Origin of the sequence: Pseudarthrobacter siccitolerans (genome assembly GCF_030823375.1) — a bacterium.
Classification (GTDB): domain Bacteria; phylum Actinomycetota; class Actinomycetes; order Actinomycetales; family Micrococcaceae; genus Arthrobacter; species Arthrobacter siccitolerans_A.
The window spans coordinates 724,504-741,812 of record NZ_JAUSXB010000001.1 but is presented as its reverse complement, the minus strand read 5'-3'; the positions used below and the strand labels follow the sequence as shown (position 1 = coordinate 741,812).

Here is a 17,309-nt window from a genome sequence, read left to right as displayed (position 1 = left end):
GGGATGACCAGTCTCCTCCACCGCGTGAAGTCGAAGATGGCCATCTTCGCGCACCGCAAGGCCCGGGGCACGCTCGACGGCGAATACGGTTCAGTTTTCCGCGGACGCAGCCTGGACTTTGACGATCTCCGCGCCTATGTGCCGGGCGACGAGGTCCGCGACATCGACTGGAAGGCGACGGCCCGCCATGGTTCGCCGCTGATCAAGAGGTATGTGGCCGTCCGGCGGCAGACAGTCCTGCTCCTCACGGACACCGGGCGCAATATGGCGGCGGAAGCAGCGGGCGGCGAGACCAAAAAGGACATTGCCATCATGGCGCTGGGGGTGGTGGGGTACCTGGCCCACCGCCACGGCGACGTGGTGGGCCTTATGTGCGGTGACGCCGGCGGGACCAGATCATTTCCGGCGAAAGGCGGCGAGGCCCACTTGGAACGGCTTCTGCGCCATGTCGACGCCAACGCCACTGTGGATTCCGCTGCCAGCCGGCTCGAGGACCAGCTTGAGCATGTGGCCTGCACCGTTAAGGGTAGGTTCCTGCTGTTCGTAGTGGCGGACGAGATAGAGGCTACCCCTTCGCTGGCCCGTTTGCTCCGCCGGCTTCGGGCGCAGCACGAGATCCTCTGGCTCACTGTCCGCGACGCGGAACTGGCCACGGCGGGCGATTGGTACAGCGTGCATGATTCCCAGCCACTGATAGGGCATTGGGCAGGGTCTCCGGGAGTGGCCACAGCGTATGCCCGGGCCGTGAAGGACAGGGACGCGGGCCGTAAGGACATGCTGCGCCAGGCAGGAATCACCGAGGGCTCGGTTGCCGGCAGCGAGGACGTGATCACGGAACTGTTCGCACTCCTGGAAAGGCACCGGCGTGCAGGCTGACCCCGAATTCCTCGGACCGCTGCAATACAGCCCGATGTGTACGTGGGCAGGCGCAATTCTCTTGCTGCTGATGCTTGCCTGGTACGCGTTTGTCTTCGCCAGTACCAGGCGCCCCCGGCCGAGGTCGGCTTCCCTCCCGGCGCCGCTCACCAACCTGCCCGCACTCCAGTCGGCCTACGTCCAGCGGATCGATGACGTGGAGCACCAGGCAGCCGCCGGGAACATCAGCGCCCGTGCCGCCCATCATGAGATCAGCTTCCTGTTCCGCCGCTTCGTCCGCGACGCCACCGGGGTGGACGCGCCGAGGATGACCCATGAAGACCTCGTGAAGCACCCCCTGCCCAGGGCCGCAAAGGCCGTTGGCGCGCTATACCCCGGCGAGTTCGGGTCCGAACCGCTGCCCTCCGTGGCAGTCTCTGCCGCCACGGCGCGCGAGGCGGTGCGCTCATGGAGCTGATGTTCTGGTGGCTGGTTCCCTTGGGTGCCGTGGGGGCGGGCCTTGCGGCTTGGGCGGCGCTGCGCCCGGACAGGAATGCCAACGCGCGACGCCGGCCGGCAGCCCACGTGGAAAGGCTCACCTTGCTGCCCGAGTACCAGGCTGCACTGCGGCGCCACCGCCGCTGGCTGGCTGTGGCGGCAATCGCCTGCGGCGCCTTGCTGGCGTCAACCCTGCTGACAGCAGCGCGGCCGGTGGACGTCGACACCATCCGACCGGAACAGCACAACCGCGATATTGTCCTGTGCCTGGACGCCTCCGGATCCATGAGCAGCGCGGACGCGGAGGTGGTGGATGTGTTCGCCCGGCTGGCCGAAGACTTCAAGGGCGAACGGATCGGCCTCACCATCTTCGACAGCACAGCCATCCAGGTCTTCCCCCTCACGGACGATTATGAGTACGCCCGGGAACAGCTGAAGCTGGCGCGCGACGCCTTCAACGGAAAACCCGGCACGTCCGGCTTCCTCGACGGAACCTGGAGCGGCCGCGGCTCATCCTTGATCGGGGACGGCCTGGCCTCCTGCGTCACCAGTTTCCCGCCCGGCGGGGATCCGGAAGACAGCAGCCAGGAAAGTGCGGACCACACAGCCCGTCAGCCACAGCGCTCGCGGTCGGTGGTCCTTGCCACGGACAATTTTGTTTCCGGAGACCCGATCATGACGCTCACGGAGGCTGCCGGAATGGCGAAGGAACGGGAGGTGCGTGTTTATGCGCTGAACCCGGGAGACCTGGATTACGGTACCGATGCGGGGCAGCCCGGGGCGCAGTTGAGGGCGGCCGCAGAGCTGGGCGGCGGAGCCTACTACGCCCTGGACAGTCCGGAGGCGGTGCCCGGGATTGTGCGTGCGGTGCAGGAAACAGAAGCATCCACCCTCCAGGGCGCGCCGCGGGCTGTGGTTACCGAGGTGCCTGACCTGCCGCTGGCCGCCGCATTGTTGTCCGGACTCGTCCTTGCGGTGGCCACCCGGCGGCTGCGGCCATGACGCTGCAGCCGATCCTGCCGGGGTGGCTCCTCCTGCCCGTCATCGCCGCCGCACTGGCGTTCCTGGGCTGGCGGGCCGTTCTTCACCGGCGGCGGCCAGGTGCCCGGACCGGGGTCCGCCGTGGCGTGCTGGTCCTGCTCCTGCTGGCTGCGGCACTCCGGCCCGGCCTGCCGGGCGGCTCGGCCCAGGCAGCCACCGCGGACCTCAACGTCTTCTTCGTGGTGGACACCACCGGCAGCATGGTGGCCGAGGACTACGGGAACGCCACACCACGGCTCGACGGCGTCCGCCAGGACATCATGGCCATCGCCCGGGAACTGCCCGGTGCCCGTTTCTCCGTCATCACCTTCGACACCGAAGCCCACGTCCGGATGCCCCTGACCACCGACACCTCCGCCTTGGCAACCATCAGCTCCATCCTGCAGCCGCAAGTCACGGCGTATGCCAGGGGCAGCAGCATCACTGCCGCCAGAGAGGTGCTGGCTGAACGCCTGGCCGCTGCCAGGGACAGCCACCCCGGCCGGCCCCGGCTTGTGTTCTACCTGGGTGACGGCGAGCAAACCAGCGGGAAGGAACCAGCGCCCCTGAAGCTCGACGGCGGATTGGTGGCCGGGGGAGCGGTGCTGGGTTACGGAACCCCCGGCGGTGGACGCATGAAGGAGAACACCGGGCTGGAGTCCGACGGCGATGCCCCCTACATTCAGGACACCACAGCGGGTGCCGCCAAGGACGCAGTGTCGGTCATCGATGAGGGCAGGCTTCGGGAGATTGCGGCCCAACTCGGCGTGCCGTATGTGCACCGGTCCGCGGGGGATGCCGCCCCTGCGATGCTGCAGCAGGCGCGCCCCGGCGCCCTGGAACGCACGGCAGAAGACGGCACCCTCGGGGGCAGGACCGAGTTCTACTGGCTCCTCGCCGCCGCTGCCTTCGTTCTCGGCCTGGCCGAGATCCTGACGGTTATGCGGCAGTTGCGCCGGCTGCGGCCGGCGGCCCGGCCATATCGGGAAGCACGCGACAGCCCGGCAAAGGAGACGATGCGATGACAGACGTCAAGCGTCTGGGCGCAACGTTTGACCACGGGGGTTCCGGAGCCAGCAGTCCCCACGACAGCAGGCCCGATGCTGGCAGGAGGGCTGACCACAACAACCACACCAGGAGGCGACGCCTGCTGGTGTGGTCGGCCCCGCCCGCCTTGCTGGTGCTGTGCCTTGCGGCCAAGCTGCTCAGCCTGGACCCGCTTGCGGGGCACGCCGCCAGGGCCTTCGACGCGAAGGATGCTGCCGCCGTCGGAGTGGCAGCAGAGGCGCTCCAGGCGGGAAACATCGTGGAGCCGCACAAGGCGCCGTTCGCAGCCGGGGACGCGCAGGCGCTCGCCGGCAACTTTGCCGCTGCCCGGCTGCGCTTCGAGGAAGCCCTGGAACTTGTCCCGGACGTCCCGTCAGGGCCGCCGGACGCCTGCATCATCCGGCTTAACCTGGTCCTGGCCATCGAAAGGCTCGGGGACGACAAACTGCGCCTGGAAGACGCTGTGTCCGCCGCAGCACTGTTTACCGAGGCGCTGGAGGTTGCCGGCGCGGCTCCGGATGGTTGCTTCTCCGGTAGCCCCGCTGCTGAAGCCGGCGGGAAGCTTAGCGAGGCGGAAGGGCGCCTGAACGGGAAACTCCGGGCGGCCACAGGTTCCGCCGGCGAACAGGCAGACGCGGCGGAGGAGAGCGTACCGGCGGAGCCTGAGGCAGATTCCCCGGACTTGTACCAGCTGGAACAGCTGGAGGAAAGTGCCCGGGAATCCCAGCGCGAACGTAACAGTGGACGGGAACGGGCAGACTACCTTGAGGACACCGGAGCCGGTTCCGGCCCGGATCGTCCCTGGTGATCCGCGGGTGTCGGATAACGTTAAGGCGCCGGGAAGCGAAGATTATTCTGCCCGGCGAGGAAACAATGCGTAAGACCACGTCTTAATTCGGAGCGCAACTTGAATGCTCCTCCGGACGCTCCTAGAGTTCTATACAAGTTACCGCGGTAACGTGTCAGCGATCCTCCGTTGCGGAGGGTGTGGGTGCCCCCATGTGGGCCTGACATTTGCTCACGGACAACTTCATTCCAGGCGTAACAGTCGCGGCTGCGTCCTTGTGGAGTTCTTTCGTGTTCCCCAAACTCAATTCATTGCCGGCTTCCCGTCCATTTCTTGACAGGGGAGCCTCCAATGGCCCAAAGCCAAGGATGCAAATGTCGCCACCAAGCCTTATTGACACACACCCGAACCTCTCCGACACCGCTCCGGTGGCGCTTTCGTACGAGCTGTTCCCGCCCCGTTCGCCGGCAGCCGCGGAAACGCTCTGGACCACCATCCGGGAACTGGAAACCACAGAGCCCGACTACGTCTCCGTCACGTATGGTGCCAGTGGCTCCAACCGGGACACGGCCGTCGAACTCATCAACCGGCTCCTGCTCGAAACCACCCTCCGGCCGCTGGCCCACCTGACCTGCGTTGGCAACACGCCCCAGGAACTGGCGGGGATCATCGGTGAGCTGCTGGACACCGGTGTGCGCGGCATCCTGGCGCTCCGGGGCGATCTTCCCAAGGACGGCGGCGAGACCATTCCCGGTGCCCTCCGGTACGCCCAGGACCTGATCGAACTCATCCGCCGCGTGGAGCAGCGCCGTTCGGCACTGCTGTGCGCGGGCAAGATCGCGGTTGGCGTGGCCGCATACCCCACCAGGCACCCCGAGTCGCCGAGTGAGGAACACGACGTCGAGGTGCTGCTCGCCAAGCAGCGCTCCGGCGCGGACTTCGCCATCACGCAGGTCTTCTTCCACGCCGAAGAGTACGCGGACCTCCTCACCCGGGCACGCCGTGCCGGAGTGACCATCCCCATCATTCCCGGCGTGATGCCGCTGACCAGCCTCCGCCGGCTCAAGCGGCTGGGCGAGCTGGCCGGAGTGGAGCCGGCCGCTGACCTGATGGAACGCCTGGCCGCCGCGGACAACGACATCGAACGCCTCCATATTGGCGTCGATGCCACCGTGGACCTGGCCAACGCAGCCCTTGATGCCGGTGCGCCCGGTATCCACCTCTACACCTTCAACGAGCACCAGAGCGCACTGGAGGTGCTGGACAAGCTGGCACTTCCGCGGCACTCCCGTTCGGGCATCCGGCGCGACGCCGCAGCCCGGCGCCAGCTCGCCAGCTGAACGCCCTCCGCGAACCAAGCGCACAGCCATAGACCCCGGCTTTCGAGCCCACACTTCCAGACCCAGCTCCTATCAGAGGAATTTGCCATGCCTAAAAACAACACCCCCTTCCCGTCCGCCTCACTCCTGGGCTACCCCCGCATCGGCCGCCGCCGCGAGCTCAAGAAGGCCGTCGAGGCCTACTGGGCCGGCAAGATCGACGCCGCCGCACTGGACGCAGCCGCGAAGGACATCCAGCTGACTATCGCCAGGCGCCTGCAGGAGCTCGGCCTGACAGAGGCCGCTGCAGTGCCCGGCACCTTCTCGTACTACGACCAGGTCCTGGACACCACGGCGCACCTCGGCGCAGTGCCGGCCCGCTTCGGCAAGCTCCTCAACGCCGAGGGACAGCTGGACATCGACGGCTACTTCACGCTGGCCCGCGGCAACAAGGAACAGCAGCCGCTGGAAATGACCAAGTGGTTCGACACCAACTACCACTACCTGGTGCCGGAGATCGGACCCGAGACCGGGTTCACCCTCGCATCCACTGCCAAGGTTGACGAGTTCGCCTTCGCCCTGGCCAACGGCATCGAAACCCGCCCGTACCTCGTTGGCCCGGTCACCTACCTGCTGCTCTCCAAGGCTTCCGACGACGCCCCCGCCGGCTTCGCCCCGCTGTCCCGCCTGGAGGACATCCTGCCCGTCTACGTCCAGCTGCTCGAGAAGCTCGGCGCCGCCGGAGCCAGCTGGGTCCAGCTTGACGAGCCCGCACTGGTTGTTGACCAGGACACCCCGGCCGCCGAAATCGAAGCCGCCGTTGCCCGTGCCTACGAGGTCCTCACCGCGGCGGCCAACCGCCCGCAGATCCTCGTTTCCACCCCGTACGGCTCGCTCGACGGCCAGCTCGGCACCCTCGCCGCCACCGACATCGACGCCCTGCACGTGGACGTCTTCAAGGGCGCCGTTCCCTCCGCCGCCGCCCTGGCGGGCCTGGGCAACAAGACCCTGGTTGCCGGCGTCGTGGACGGCCACAACATCTGGCGCAACGACCTCGCCGCTTCGGCTGCCAAGCTGGACGAACTGAAGGCTGCCGCCGGCAAGCTCGCCGTCTCCACCTCCACCTCCACCCAGCACGTCCCGCACGACGTCGCCGAGGAAACCCAGCTCTCCGACCAGCTCCGCAGCTGGCTCGCCTTCTCGGACCAGAAGGCTGTTGAGGTCACCACCCTCGCGTCCTACCTGGCCGACCCCGCGTCCGCCAAGGCGGCCATCGACGAAGCAAGAGCAGTGATCGCCTCCCGCGCCACCGCCGAAGGCGTCCAGCGCTCAGACGTCCGCGCCCGCACCGAAGCCCTGACCGCCGCAGACTTCTCCCGCTCCGAGTACCCGGTCCGCGAAGCCGCCCAGGAAGAGGCACTGCACCTCCCGCCGCTGCCCACCACCACCATCGGTTCCTTCCCGCAGACCTCGGAAATCCGTTCTGCCCGCGCCCGCAACAACAAGGGCGACCTCACCAACGAGCAGTACGAAAAGCTCATGAAGGACGAGATCAAGCGCGTCGTGGACCTGCAGGAAGAGCTGGGCTACGACGTCCTGGTGCACGGCGAGCCCGAGCGCAACGACATGGTGCAGTACTTCGCCGAAAACCTCGAAGGCTTCGACGTCACCGTCCACGGCTGGGTCCAGTCCTACGGCTCACGCTGCACGCGTCCGTCCATCCTGTGGGGCGATGTAACCCGCAGCGCCCCCATCACGGTTGAGTGGGCCAAATACGCACAGTCCCTGACCAGCAAGCCGATGAAGGGCATGCTCACCGGTCCGGTCACCATCCTGGCCTGGTCCTTCGTCCGCGACGACCAGCCGCTGGGCGAGACCGCCAACCAGGTTGGCCTGGCCCTGCGCGACGAGATCGCCGACCTTGAAGCCGCCGGCATCAAGGTCATCCAGGTGGATGAGCCCGCCCTGCGCGAGCTCCTCCCGCTGCGCAAGGCCGATCACGCCGACTACCTGAAGTGGTCCGTGGACTCCTTCCGCCTGGCCACCGCCGGTGCGGCCGACGCAACCCAGATCCACACCCACCTCTGCTACTCCGAGTTCGGCGTCATCATCGACGCGATCGACGGCCTGGACGCCGACGTGACCTCCATCGAGGCCGCCCGGTCCCGCATGGAGGTTGTGCACGACCTCGAATCCCACGGCTTCGGCCGCGGCGTTGGTCCGGGTGTCTACGACATCCACTCGCCGCGCGTTCCCGGCACCGAGGAAGTCACTGAACTGCTCAGCACGGCTGTGAAGCACGTTCCGTCCCGCCAGCTCTGGGTGAACCCGGACTGCGGCCTCAAAACCCGCGGCTACACCGAGACCGAGGAATCCTTGCGGAACCTTGTCGAGGCCACCAAGGCGGTCCGCGCCGGCCTGCTGGAAGCCGCGAAGTAAAACAAAAGTACGTCGTTGAGCCCCGTCGAAACTCCGGTTTCGGCGGGGCTCACCCTGCTTTAACAGCCATGGCCCCCTTCATGCGCCAGGCACTGACGGCCAGCCAGATGGTCCAGATGACGGTGGCCACGATCCCGGTCAGGGTGGGCAGCGAATTGATGGCGGAGAACCCCACTTCTCCGATGATCCAGCCCTGTGCCAGGTAAGCCAGCCCGGACAATGCCATCAGCAAGCCGATGATCCGGGAAACCGGCCGCCGGGCCGCTATAACGATGCCCAGAAGAATCAACGCGGTGCCAAGCAGGAAGCTCTGGTAACTGCGCATTCCCCACTCGAGCCACCGGATGCCCTCAGCGGTGGCGAAACGCGCCGCCTTTTCCGGCTCGCCAGAGGCAGCCCAAGCATCCACAGCCTGTTTGAGTGCGACGCCGTCAACGGCCTGCAACGCGGCGTAAAGCCCCAAAGCGGTGGCGGCGGCAAGGGCCCCAATGCGGGCAGTCCAAGCCTGGGTACCCCGCCGCACGTCAAGGGCGAAGCACAGAACCACCAATCCAACGCACACCAGTGCGATGCCAACAAACTGGGCCAAATGGACGGCGGTCCAGACATCACTGTTGGCGTAGGCAGTGAAGGAGGCTTCGTGGTCATTGGCGTCGTGGGACTCGGCATGCAGCAGGCCAGCCAGGATTGCCACCACCACACCTGCGAGGAGCAGGGACGCAGCGAGCCGCCACGTTCCAGATCTGATCTCATGCATGAGGTCCATACTCGGACCGGGTATGTGCCGGTAGTAGGGCCAAAGGGCCCTGCGTTTCAGAACCGGGTCAGGACTCCCAGACGATCTCGTCGTCCACAACGCCGTCCTCGTCGGCCGAAGCCACCAGGACCTCATCGGTGAAGTGCTCGCCCAGGGTGAAGTCCATCACGAAGTAGCGCTCGGGGGTGCCGGGGTAGATGCCCACGTGGCCGAGCTTGAGTGCTTTGAGGAACACTTCGTTGGTGAGTTGGCTCCGGTCCTCCACACCAAAAACCTTGTGCAGGTGCTCATCCTTGAGCGCATTGCAGTGGAAGTGAAGGTATTCCTGCGGGCTGGTGCCTTCCTGGTCCAGCTCCTCCGCGATCATGTCCCGCACCTCGTCCACCAGTTCCGGCAGGAACCGCAGGCGGTAATCCACCTTGCGCAGTGCTGCCTCGTCGAAGTGGTCGTGCGCGGTAACGTTCAGGTCGAGTTCCAGCGGATGGCCCCGCAGCTCAAGTTTGGCGGCGATGTTGTGCTCGCTGCCGTGGTTGAGCTCAATCTCGCCAAAGTGCTGGCTCGCTACCTTGTTCATAGTTTCAACATAGACCCGAACAGCGGTGCATTCCAGCGTTCAGGCCTAATTCACCGCCCTGCGCATCCCGGCGAAGGTCTCGGCCAGCAGGTCGACGAACAGCTGTACCCGGGCGGTTTTCCTGTCGTTGATCAGCAGCGCGAAAACGTTGCGGGCCAGGCGGATTTCCGGGACGTCCAGCACCACCACGCCGGCGGGTTTGTTCCGCAGCGCGAGCTCGGGGACCAGCGCTGCGCCCAGCCCGGCGGCCGCCATCTCCAGGCTGGCGTGAAAGTCATCACTGTGGGCCACTACCCGGGGGTGGAGGTTGCAGCCCGCAAAAAGCCGTTCGATGACCATGGCGTCGCTGGTGCCGGGGTGGTGCATGATCCAGGGCATTTCGGACAGGTGGTCAGCTGCAACTTTGGCGTCGGCACGGAAGCCCCAGCCGGCCGGCAGCACCACCCGGAAGTCGTCGTCGCCGATCCATTGCCTGTTGATGGTGTTGGGCCAGGCGAAGCCGGTCTGGCCCACCTGGAAAACCACTGCCAGGTCCAGGTCGCCGCCGGTGCGCAGCCCCTGGATGGTCTGGCCGGGTTCAGCGACGGAGACCTTCAGGTCGATTCCCAGGTTCTTCCACGTGGGATTCTTCAGGATCCGCGGCAGGACAAAGGTGGCGAGGCTGGGGAAGATTCCCAGGCGCAGTTCCTGGTGGGCGGAATCCTGGGTTCTGGAGGCAGCAGCCATGAGCGCCTCGATGTCCGTGAGCACCTTGGCGGCGTGCCGGGTCATCACGACGGCGGCTTCCGTGGGCAGCACGCTGCGCGCCGAGCGCTGGAAGAGGACTACGCCGGTGTCACGTTCCAGCGCGGACATCTGTTGCGAGACCGCCGAGGCGGTGTAGCCAAGCGTTGACGCGGCGGCCGCGAACGAGCCCAGCCGCGTGACCTCCAGAAGGGTCTTCAGGTGTACCGGATTTACCACCAGCCCACAGTACTCTGCCGTCTCCGGGCGAAGAAGCTTCAACGCACACCCATCCGCCGCCCCGGGCGCTGCGAATTGCCCCCTGTATACCCACCACTGGCAAATGTTCAGCAGAGGAGCATAAATTGTCACCTGATCCAGCAGTAAGCGGAGGCGGACGACGACGGGTGGCCGTCATCGGCAGCGGCGTCGCCGGCCTCACGGCCGCCTATGTCCTCAACCGTGAGGACGACGTGACCCTTTTCGAAGCCGATGCCCGGCTGGGCGGCCACGCCCACACCCATGACATGCCGCAACCGGACGGCTCCGTGCTGGGGGTGGACACCGGCTTCATCGTCCACAATGAGCGGACCTATCCCACGCTGCTTCGGCTTTTTGCCGAGCTGGGGGTGGAAACCCAGGACTCCGAAATGAGCATGTCCATCCGCTGCGACGGCTGCGGGCTGGAATATGCCGGCGCCCGTGACGGTGCCCGCGGAATCATCGCCCGCCCTTCCAGCCTGCTGCGGGGCCGGTACCTGCTGATGCTGCTGGAGGTCACCCGTTTCTACCGGAAGGCCCGGGCGCTGCTGAACACGGCGCCGGCCTCCGCGGTCAGCCCGGACGGGGCAGTTCCCGAGCCGACCCTGGGTGAGTTCCTTGAGCGCGAGAAGTTCAGTCCCTACTTCGTTTCCCACTTTATGACTCCCGTGGTGAGTGCCGTCTGGTCCTGCGACCCCACCACCGCCCTGGCCTACCCCGCCCGCTACCTCTTCACCTTCCTTGGCCATCACGGATTGCTCGGCCTTAAAGGTTCCCCGCAATGGCGGACGGTTACCGGCGGCTCCGCACGGTACGTGGAGAAGCTGGCCGCCACCCTGCCGGATGTCCGGCTCAACACCCCGGTCACCGACATCCGCCGGCATGCACTGGGAATTGAACTGGTGACCGAAGCCGGCGTGGAAGATTTCGATGCCGTCGTCATTGCCGCCCACCCGGCCCAGGCCCTCGGATTCCTGGCAGATGCCACGCCGGAGGAAAAGGAGGCACTGGGCGGGATGCCGTATTCGGTGAACCACACCGTGTTCCACCGCGATCCTGCTGTCCTGCCGTCCGCTGACAACGCCAGGGCATCCTGGAACTACCGGCTCCCGTCCTGCGAAGCCCTGCCTGACAAGGTCCTGGTCAGCTACGACCTGACCCGCCTGCAGCGGCTGAATCCCTTGGACGGCAAGCGTTACCTGGTGAGCCTGGGGGAGTCGGAACTCATTGCCGATGACGCAGTGCTGGAGCGCATGGTTTACGAGCACCCCCAGTACACTCCTGAATCGGTGCAGGCGCAGCAGGCCATCGCGGCACTCAGCGACGGCCGGATTGCCTATGCCGGCGCATACCTGGGCTGGGGCTTCCATGAGGATGGCGCGCTCTCCGGCGTGCGTGCAGCCGAAAAGCTTGGCCGGCACTGGGCTCCGGTCCTGCCCGCTGATGAGTCCGGCTCATATGATGACGGCGAGCGGGAGCTTGCCGCCGCGGCGGAGCCCGCATGAGCGCCGCCATTTACCGGACGTCGATTTCCCACGTCCGGCATACACCCTTGAAGAATGCGTTCACGTACCGCAGCTACAGCTGGTTCGTTGACGTTGACCGGCTCCCACGCCTTCCGTTCCTGCTGCGGCCATTGGCCGTATTCCGGTCCGGCGACCATCTGGGCGATCCGGACGCAACCATCCGCAGCAATGTGGAGCGGTACCTGCGCACGCAGGGGATAGAGTCCGACGGCGGCCCTATCCATATGCTGACCAGCGCCAGGGTCTTCGGTTACGTCTTCAATCCGCTTACTTTGTTCTGGTGCTACCGGTCGAACGGAGAGCTTGGGTGCGTGGTTGCCGAAGTCCACAACACGTACGGCGAGCGGCACTGCTACCTCCTCCGGACGGACCCGTCCGGGCGTGCCTCCGTTCCCAAGGCGTTTTACGTTTCTCCCTTCAACGAGGTGGACGGGCAATACCGGATGAAGCTGCCTGCGCCGGGGGAGCGGCTGGCCGTGTCCATCGTCCTGGAGCGTGAAGACCATCGGCCGTTCGTCGCAACCATGGACGGCAAGCGCCGGTCCGCCACCGTTCGGAACATCCTGGCAGCGGCGTTCACGGTTCCGGCCGCACCGCTGTTGGTTTCGGCCCTCATCCGGGTACAGGGCATTACACTCTGGGCAAAACGCCTGCCCGTCGTCGCTCGACCACATCACCCTTCACAGGAGGCAGTTCAATGACAATGACGGACGACAACGAAACGGCTGCGGCTCCTCTCCGGGAGAAGATTAGGGAGCAGGCTGAAAGCAAAGCCGCGAACGCGGCGTCGGACCAGGGCGCCACGCACGTGGCCGCGGCCTGGAGCCCGACGGGAGTGCCGGCGTCGCCCACCACCATCGAGGCGGAGCTGTGGCCGGGAGTGGCCCAACCGCCGTCGGGAGCCAAGGCAGCCGTCGCCGGAAAGGCGGCAGGCCTCCTCTTCAAGGGGGCAGTCAAGCGGCTGCCCCTGCGGGTGGAATATCCGGACGGAACTGTCCTGGGCCTGGGCGGCCCGGATGCGCCCCTGATGGTCATGATCCGGCCGGAAGCATTCGAAACCAGAATCGGGGACAACGGCCTGATCGGGCTGGGCGAGTCCTTCATGGCGGGGGACTGGGAAGCGGGCGACCTGGCCGGCGTCCTCGAAGTGTTTGCCGCCTCGGTGGACACGCTGATCCCCGCGCCGCTGCAGAAACTCCGTACCCTGTACCTGCCGCGCACCCCGCGGCAGGAGCGTAATGCCGAGCAGAACACGCGCAACAACATCTCCCGCCACTACGACCTCTCCAACGATCTGTTCTCGAACTTCCTCGACTCCACCATGAGCTACTCCTCAGCCCTGTTTCCGGCGGAAGCGGGGCCGCTGGGCTCCGTGGGGTGGGAGTCGCTGGCGGCGGCGCAGCGGGCAAAAATCGACAGGCTGCTGGACAAAGCCGGCGTAGGTGAGGGGACCCGGCTGCTGGAAATCGGCACCGGCTGGGGTGAACTGGCACTCCGGGCAGCAGCCCGCGGCGCCACTGTCTACAGTGTCACCCTCTCCAGCGAGCAGCAGGCGCTCGCGCAGGAGCGCATCGCTGAAGCCGGTTATGCGGACCGGGTGACGGTGGCGCTCCAGGACTACCGTGCGGTGGAAGGCGAGTACGACGCTGTGGTGTCCGTGGAGATGGTCGAGGCCGTGGGCTACGAATACTGGCCGATCTATTTCCAGACCATCGACCGTGTCCTGGCGCCCGGCGGAAAGGTGGCCATCCAGGCGATCACCATGCCGCACGGCCGGATGCTGGCCACCCGGAACGCCTACACCTGGGTCCACAAGTACATCTTCCCCGGCGGCTTTCTGCCCTCAGTCCGGGCCATAGAGAGCGTCACCCAGCAGCACACCACGTTGCGCGTGCGCGAGCGGATGGGCATGGGGGACCACTACGCGGCCACCCTGCGGCTGTGGGAGGAACGGTTCCTGGAGCGGTCACTGGAGGTGGCGGAGCTGGGTTTTGATGCGGTGTTCCAGCGGATGTGGCTGTTCTACCTGTGCTACTCCCGAGCCGGCTTCCAGTCCGGCTACCTGGATGTGCAGCAGGTGGTGCTGGACCGCCGGGAGGTGCAGCTCTAGCAGCCGCTGCCTGCGGCGGGCGCCGGCACTCTGCCGGCTTCCGGCGTCGTGCGGTTGATCACCTAAAGGGGTTCCGAAGGTCACTTCGGAGCCCCTTTTAGTGCCACCGGTCCTGCCCGCCGTGTGGGCGACACGCCGTCTTTTCCACGACACGCTGGGGGTTAACTGTGGCTAAGTACTCCACAGCATGTGGATTTCGTTCGCAAAAACAGCGGGATTCCGGACATTTTGAAGGGCCGTCCCTGTGGATTAAAAGTGCATTAAATGACATACTTGTAATACATCATCTTGGGGTTCCAAAGAGGCGTCTGCACTAGATGTAGTATCTACATACAGCTTGGGCGGGAACACCGGACGAGCAAGTTTTCCAGAAAAGGGGACAGGAACCATGACCGTAACGGTTTACACAAAGCCTGCTTGTGTTCAGTGCAACGCCACCTACCGGGCTCTCGATAAAAAGGGCATCGCGTACCAGAGCGTTGACATCTCCCAGGACGCCGAAGCCCTCGAGCGCTTGAAGGCGCTGGGTTACATGCAGGCCCCCGTTGTGGTCACGGACCAGGACCACTGGTCAGGATTCCGCCCGGACAAGATCGAGGAACTGGCGCTCTCCGCTGTTTCCTCCGTGGCCTAAGGGGTCACACTTTTCCTGCCGGCAACCGTCAACCAGCTGAGGTGACTCCCGTGGCAGCACCAGCAGCACAGGAATCTCGCACTTCCCAGGACGTTCACGCGGCTCAGCGCGTGGGTCCAGGGACGCCGGTTCCCGCGGTTGTCACCGGCAGCCAGCTTATCTATTTTTCCTCGGCATCCGAGAACACCAGCCGCTTCGTCTCGAAGCTTGGCCGTGAGGTGGCCCGGATTCCGCTGCTCCCGAAGGACGCACCCCTCCTTGCCACCCGGCCGTTTGTGCTGGTGGTGCCAACCTATGGCGGCACCGGGGGAGAGGGGTCCGTTCCGAAGCAGGTCATCCGGTTCCTGAACAACCCGCAGAACAGGCAGCTGATCCGCGGAGTCATCGGGGCCGGCAACACAAACTTCGGGGACAACTACTGCATGGCGGGGGACATCATCGCCGCCAAGTGCGGAGTACCGCACCTCTACCGCTTCGAATTAATGGGCACGCCGGACGACGTGACCCGTGTCAACAATGGATTGGACATGTTTTGGACACGACTGTCGCAGACACAGAAGTAACCAGGGCCCAAAAGCCCGAGATGCCCGCCGCCTATAAGGGCCTGGGGTATCACGAGCTGAACGCGATGCTGAACCTGTATGGTCCCAGCGGCGAGATCCAGTTCGAGGCGGACCGTGAGGCCGCCCACCAGTACTTCCTGCAGCACGTGAACAACAACACGGTCTTCTTCCATGACCTGGAAGAGAAGCTCGAATACCTGGTCAAGAACGACTACTACGAGCGCGAAACCCTCGACCAGTACACGATGAACTTCATCCGTGACCTGTTCAACCGCGCGTACAAAAAGAAGTTCCGCTTCGAGACCTTCCTGGGCGCCTTCAAGTTCTACACCTCCTACACTCTGAAGACGTTTGACGGCAAGCGCTTCCTGGAGCGCTACGAGGACCGCGTCTGCATGGTTGCCCTGCACCTGGCCCGCGGCAACGAGCAGCTCGCCCTGCAGATGGTGGACGAGATCATTGAAGGCCGCTTCCAGCCGGCCACCCCCACGTTCCTGAACGCGGGCAAGAAGCAGCGCGGCGAGCTGGTCTCGTGCTTCCTGCTGCGCATCGAAGACAACATGGAGTCCATCGGCCGCTCCATCAACTCCGCGCTGCAGCTGTCCAAGCGCGGCGGCGGCGTGGCGTTCGCGCTGACCAACATCCGCGAAGTCGGGGCCCCGATCAAGCAGATCGAGAACCAGTCCTCCGGCGTGATCCCCGTGATGAAGCTCCTCGAAGACAGCTTCTCCTACGCCAACCAGCTTGGTGCCCGCCAGGGTGCCGGTGCCGTGTACCTGCACGCTCACCACCCGGACATCTACCGCTTCCTGGACACCAAGCGCGAGAACGCGGACGAGAAGATCCGCATCAAGACCCTCTCCCTCGGCGTCGTCATCCCGGACATCACGTTCGAGCTGGCCAAGAAGGACGAGGACATGTACCTGTTCTCGCCGTACGACGTCGAACGCGTCTACGGCATGCCGTTCTCCGACGTCTCGGTCACCGAGAAGTACTACGAGATGGTGGACGACTCCCGGATCAAGAAGACCAAGATCAAGGCCCGCGAGTTCTTCCAGACCCTCGCCGAGATCCAGTTCGAATCCGGCTACCCGTACATCATGTTCGAAGACACCGTGAACCGGGCCAACCCGATCGACGGCAAGATCATCATGTCCAACCTGTGCTCGGAGATCCTCCAGGTTTCCCAGCCCACCACGTACAACGATGACCTCTCCTACGCCGACACCGGCAAGGACATCTCCTGCAACCTGGGCTCGCTGAACATCGCCAAGGCCATGGACTCGCCGGACTTCGGACTGACTGTTGAGACGGCCATCCGGTCGCTTTCAGCTGTGTCTGACATGTCCAACATCACCTCGGTGCCCTCCATCGCCAAGGGCAATGACCAGAGCCACGCCATTGGCCTGGGCCAGATGAACCTGCACGGCTACCTGGCCCGCGAGCGGGTCCACTACGGCTCCGAAGAGGGCCTGGACTTCACCAACATCTACTTCTACTCGGTGGTGTACCACGCTGTCCGTGCGTCCAACCTGCTGGCCATCGAGACCGGCCAGACCTTCGGCGGCTTCGAGAAGTCCAAGTACGCCTCCGGCGAGTTCTTCGACAAGTACACCGAGCAGGAATGGGTTCCGCAGACTGAGAAGGTTGCGGAGCTGTTCAAGAATGTGCACATCCCCACGCAGGCTGACTGGCTGGCGCTGAAGGCTTCCGTTATGGAGCACGGCATCTACAACCAGAACCTGCAGGCGGTGCCGCCCACGGGCTCGATCTCCTACATCAACAACTCCACCTCCTCCATCCACCCGGTGGCGTCCAAGATTGAGATCCGCAAGGAAGGCAAGCTGGGCCGCGTGTACTACCCGGCGCCGTACCTGACCAACGACAACCTGGAGTACTACCAGGACGCGTACGAGATCGGCTACGAGAAGGTCATCGATACCTACGCGGCCGCTACGCAGCACGTTGACCAGGGCCTGTCGCTGACGCTGTTCTTCAAGGACACCGCCACTACGCGCGACATCAACAAGGCCCAGATCTACGCCTGGAAGAAGGGCATCAAGACCATCTACTACATCCGTCTCCGCCAGCTCGCGCTGGAAGGGACTGAGGTGGAGGGCTGCGTTTCCTGCGCACTTTAATCTTCAACTAAATCTTGCTGTACGACGGCGGGCGCCCGCCCGCCGTCGTAGGCTT

At 65.1% G+C, this 17,309-nt stretch carries 16 protein-coding genes; 13 read left to right on the top strand and 3 right to left on the bottom strand.

Going from position 1 to position 17,309, the window contains the following annotated elements; translation table 11 throughout:
• Positions 1 to 3 precede the first annotated feature (3 nt).
• The 7 genes from QFZ36_RS03535 to metE all read left to right on the top strand — a co-directional run bounded on the left by QFZ36_RS03535 (position 4) and on the right by metE (position 7,965).
• The gene (locus QFZ36_RS03535; protein ID WP_306633986.1) at positions 4 to 876 is read left to right on the top strand and encodes a DUF58 domain-containing protein; all 873 of its coding nucleotides are present in this window, start codon (positions 4 to 6) and stop codon (positions 874 to 876) included.
• The gene (locus QFZ36_RS03530; RefSeq protein WP_306633985.1) at positions 866 to 1,333 is read left to right on the top strand and encodes a hypothetical protein; all 468 of its coding nucleotides are present in this window, start codon (positions 866 to 868) and stop codon (positions 1,331 to 1,333) included. The genes QFZ36_RS03535 and QFZ36_RS03530 overlap by 11 nt, the downstream gene beginning before the upstream one ends.
• Positions 1,324 to 2,355: a vWA domain-containing protein gene (locus tag QFZ36_RS03525; RefSeq protein WP_306633984.1), complete on the top strand. Its 1,032-nt coding sequence runs from the start codon at positions 1,324 to 1,326 to the stop codon at positions 2,353 to 2,355. Before QFZ36_RS03530 ends, QFZ36_RS03525 begins: the two co-directional genes overlap by 10 nt.
• Positions 2,352 to 3,398 (top strand): vWA domain-containing protein, encoded by a 1,047-nt coding sequence (locus tag QFZ36_RS03520; RefSeq protein ID WP_306633983.1) that lies wholly within the window; start codon positions 2,352 to 2,354, stop codon positions 3,396 to 3,398. The genes QFZ36_RS03525 and QFZ36_RS03520 overlap by 4 nt, the downstream gene beginning before the upstream one ends.
• On the top strand, positions 3,395 to 4,228 hold the full coding sequence (locus tag QFZ36_RS03515; RefSeq protein WP_306633982.1) for a hypothetical protein: 834 nt from the start codon (positions 3,395 to 3,397) through the stop codon (positions 4,226 to 4,228). Before QFZ36_RS03520 ends, QFZ36_RS03515 begins: the two co-directional genes overlap by 4 nt.
• A 353-nt stretch (positions 4,229 to 4,581) precedes the next feature.
• On the top strand, positions 4,582 to 5,547 hold the full coding sequence (locus QFZ36_RS03510; protein ID WP_306633981.1) for a methylenetetrahydrofolate reductase: 966 nt from the start codon (positions 4,582 to 4,584) through the stop codon (positions 5,545 to 5,547).
• An 87-nt stretch (positions 5,548 to 5,634) separates the two neighbouring features.
• Entirely contained in the window at positions 5,635 to 7,965 is a 2,331-nt protein-coding gene (gene metE / locus QFZ36_RS03505; RefSeq protein WP_306633980.1) for a 5-methyltetrahydropteroyltriglutamate--homocysteine S-methyltransferase, read from the top strand.
• Positions 7,966 to 8,014: 49 nt separating this feature from the next.
• On the opposite strand, the gene QFZ36_RS03500 is transcribed toward metE, so the two are convergent.
• From QFZ36_RS03500 to QFZ36_RS03490, 3 genes are all read right to left on the bottom strand, one after another.
• Positions 8,015 to 8,722 carry a DUF4386 family protein gene (locus QFZ36_RS03500; protein WP_306633978.1) on the bottom strand — a complete coding sequence of 236 codons (708 nt, stop codon included), beginning with the start codon at positions 8,720 to 8,722 and terminating at the stop codon, positions 8,015 to 8,017.
• A gap of 67 nt (positions 8,723 to 8,789) precedes the next feature.
• A complete protein-coding gene (locus QFZ36_RS03495; protein ID WP_306633976.1) occupies positions 8,790 to 9,296 on the bottom strand; it encodes a DUF2004 domain-containing protein in 507 nt (168 codons plus the stop codon).
• Positions 9,297 to 9,341: 45 nt separating this feature from the next.
• On the bottom strand, positions 9,342 to 10,259 hold the full coding sequence (locus tag QFZ36_RS03490) for a LysR family transcriptional regulator (RefSeq protein WP_306633974.1): 918 nt from the start codon (positions 10,257 to 10,259) through the stop codon (positions 9,342 to 9,344).
• Positions 10,260 to 10,384: 125 nt separating this feature from the next.
• On the opposite strand from QFZ36_RS03490, the gene QFZ36_RS03485 reads away from it, so the two are divergent.
• The 6 genes from QFZ36_RS03485 (at position 10,385) to nrdE (ending at position 17,254) form a co-directional block, all read left to right on the top strand.
• On the top strand, positions 10,385 to 11,785 hold the full coding sequence (locus QFZ36_RS03485) for an NAD(P)/FAD-dependent oxidoreductase (protein ID WP_306633972.1): 1,401 nt from the start codon (positions 10,385 to 10,387) through the stop codon (positions 11,783 to 11,785).
• On the top strand, positions 11,782 to 12,507 hold the full coding sequence (locus tag QFZ36_RS03480) for a DUF1365 domain-containing protein (protein ID WP_306633970.1): 726 nt from the start codon (positions 11,782 to 11,784) through the stop codon (positions 12,505 to 12,507). Before QFZ36_RS03485 ends, QFZ36_RS03480 begins: the two co-directional genes overlap by 4 nt.
• Positions 12,504 to 13,916: a class I SAM-dependent methyltransferase gene (locus QFZ36_RS03475; protein ID WP_306633968.1), complete on the top strand. Its 1,413-nt coding sequence runs from the start codon at positions 12,504 to 12,506 to the stop codon at positions 13,914 to 13,916. Before QFZ36_RS03480 ends, QFZ36_RS03475 begins: the two co-directional genes overlap by 4 nt.
• A 388-nt stretch (positions 13,917 to 14,304) precedes the next feature.
• Positions 14,305 to 14,550 carry a glutaredoxin-like protein NrdH gene (gene nrdH, locus QFZ36_RS03470; protein ID WP_050054847.1) on the top strand — a complete coding sequence of 82 codons (246 nt, stop codon included), beginning with the start codon at positions 14,305 to 14,307 and terminating at the stop codon, positions 14,548 to 14,550.
• Between the two features lie 110 nt (positions 14,551 to 14,660).
• The gene (nrdI, locus tag QFZ36_RS03465) at positions 14,661 to 15,113 is read left to right on the top strand and encodes a class Ib ribonucleoside-diphosphate reductase assembly flavoprotein NrdI (RefSeq protein ID WP_306639074.1); all 453 of its coding nucleotides are present in this window, start codon (positions 14,661 to 14,663) and stop codon (positions 15,111 to 15,113) included.
• 20 nt (positions 15,114 to 15,133) lie between these two features.
• A complete protein-coding gene (gene nrdE, locus QFZ36_RS03460) occupies positions 15,134 to 17,254 on the top strand; it encodes a class 1b ribonucleoside-diphosphate reductase subunit alpha (protein ID WP_306633967.1) in 2,121 nt (706 codons plus the stop codon).
• Positions 17,255 to 17,309 lie beyond the last annotated feature (55 nt).

Excerpts from the sequence above, each read along its gene's own strand:
- QFZ36_RS03535 (WP_306633986.1), top strand. The coding sequence starts at position 4 with ATGACCAGTCTCCTCCACCGCGTGAAGTCGAAGATGGCCATCTTCGCG.
- QFZ36_RS03525 (WP_306633984.1), top strand. The coding sequence starts at position 1,324 with ATGGAGCTGATGTTCTGGTGGCTGGTTCCCTTGGGTGCCGTGGGGGCG.
- QFZ36_RS03520 (WP_306633983.1), top strand. The coding sequence starts at position 2,352 with ATGACGCTGCAGCCGATCCTGCCGGGGTGGCTCCTCCTGCCCGTCATC.
- QFZ36_RS03515 (WP_306633982.1), top strand. The coding sequence starts at position 3,395 with ATGACAGACGTCAAGCGTCTGGGCGCAACGTTTGACCACGGGGGTTCC.
- QFZ36_RS03510 (WP_306633981.1), top strand. The coding sequence starts at position 4,582 with ATGTCGCCACCAAGCCTTATTGACACACACCCGAACCTCTCCGACACC.
- metE (WP_306633980.1), top strand. The coding sequence starts at position 5,635 with ATGCCTAAAAACAACACCCCCTTCCCGTCCGCCTCACTCCTGGGCTAC.
- QFZ36_RS03500 (WP_306633978.1), bottom strand. The coding sequence starts at position 8,722 with ATGCATGAGATCAGATCTGGAACGTGGCGGCTCGCTGCGTCCCTGCTC.
- QFZ36_RS03495 (WP_306633976.1), bottom strand. The coding sequence starts at position 9,296 with ATGAACAAGGTAGCGAGCCAGCACTTTGGCGAGATTGAGCTCAACCAC.
- QFZ36_RS03480 (WP_306633970.1), top strand. The coding sequence starts at position 11,782 with ATGAGCGCCGCCATTTACCGGACGTCGATTTCCCACGTCCGGCATACA.
- QFZ36_RS03475 (WP_306633968.1), top strand. The coding sequence starts at position 12,504 with ATGACAATGACGGACGACAACGAAACGGCTGCGGCTCCTCTCCGGGAG.
- nrdH (WP_050054847.1), top strand. The coding sequence starts at position 14,305 with ATGACCGTAACGGTTTACACAAAGCCTGCTTGTGTTCAGTGCAACGCC.
- nrdE (WP_306633967.1), top strand. The coding sequence starts at position 15,134 with ATGCCCGCCGCCTATAAGGGCCTGGGGTATCACGAGCTGAACGCGATG.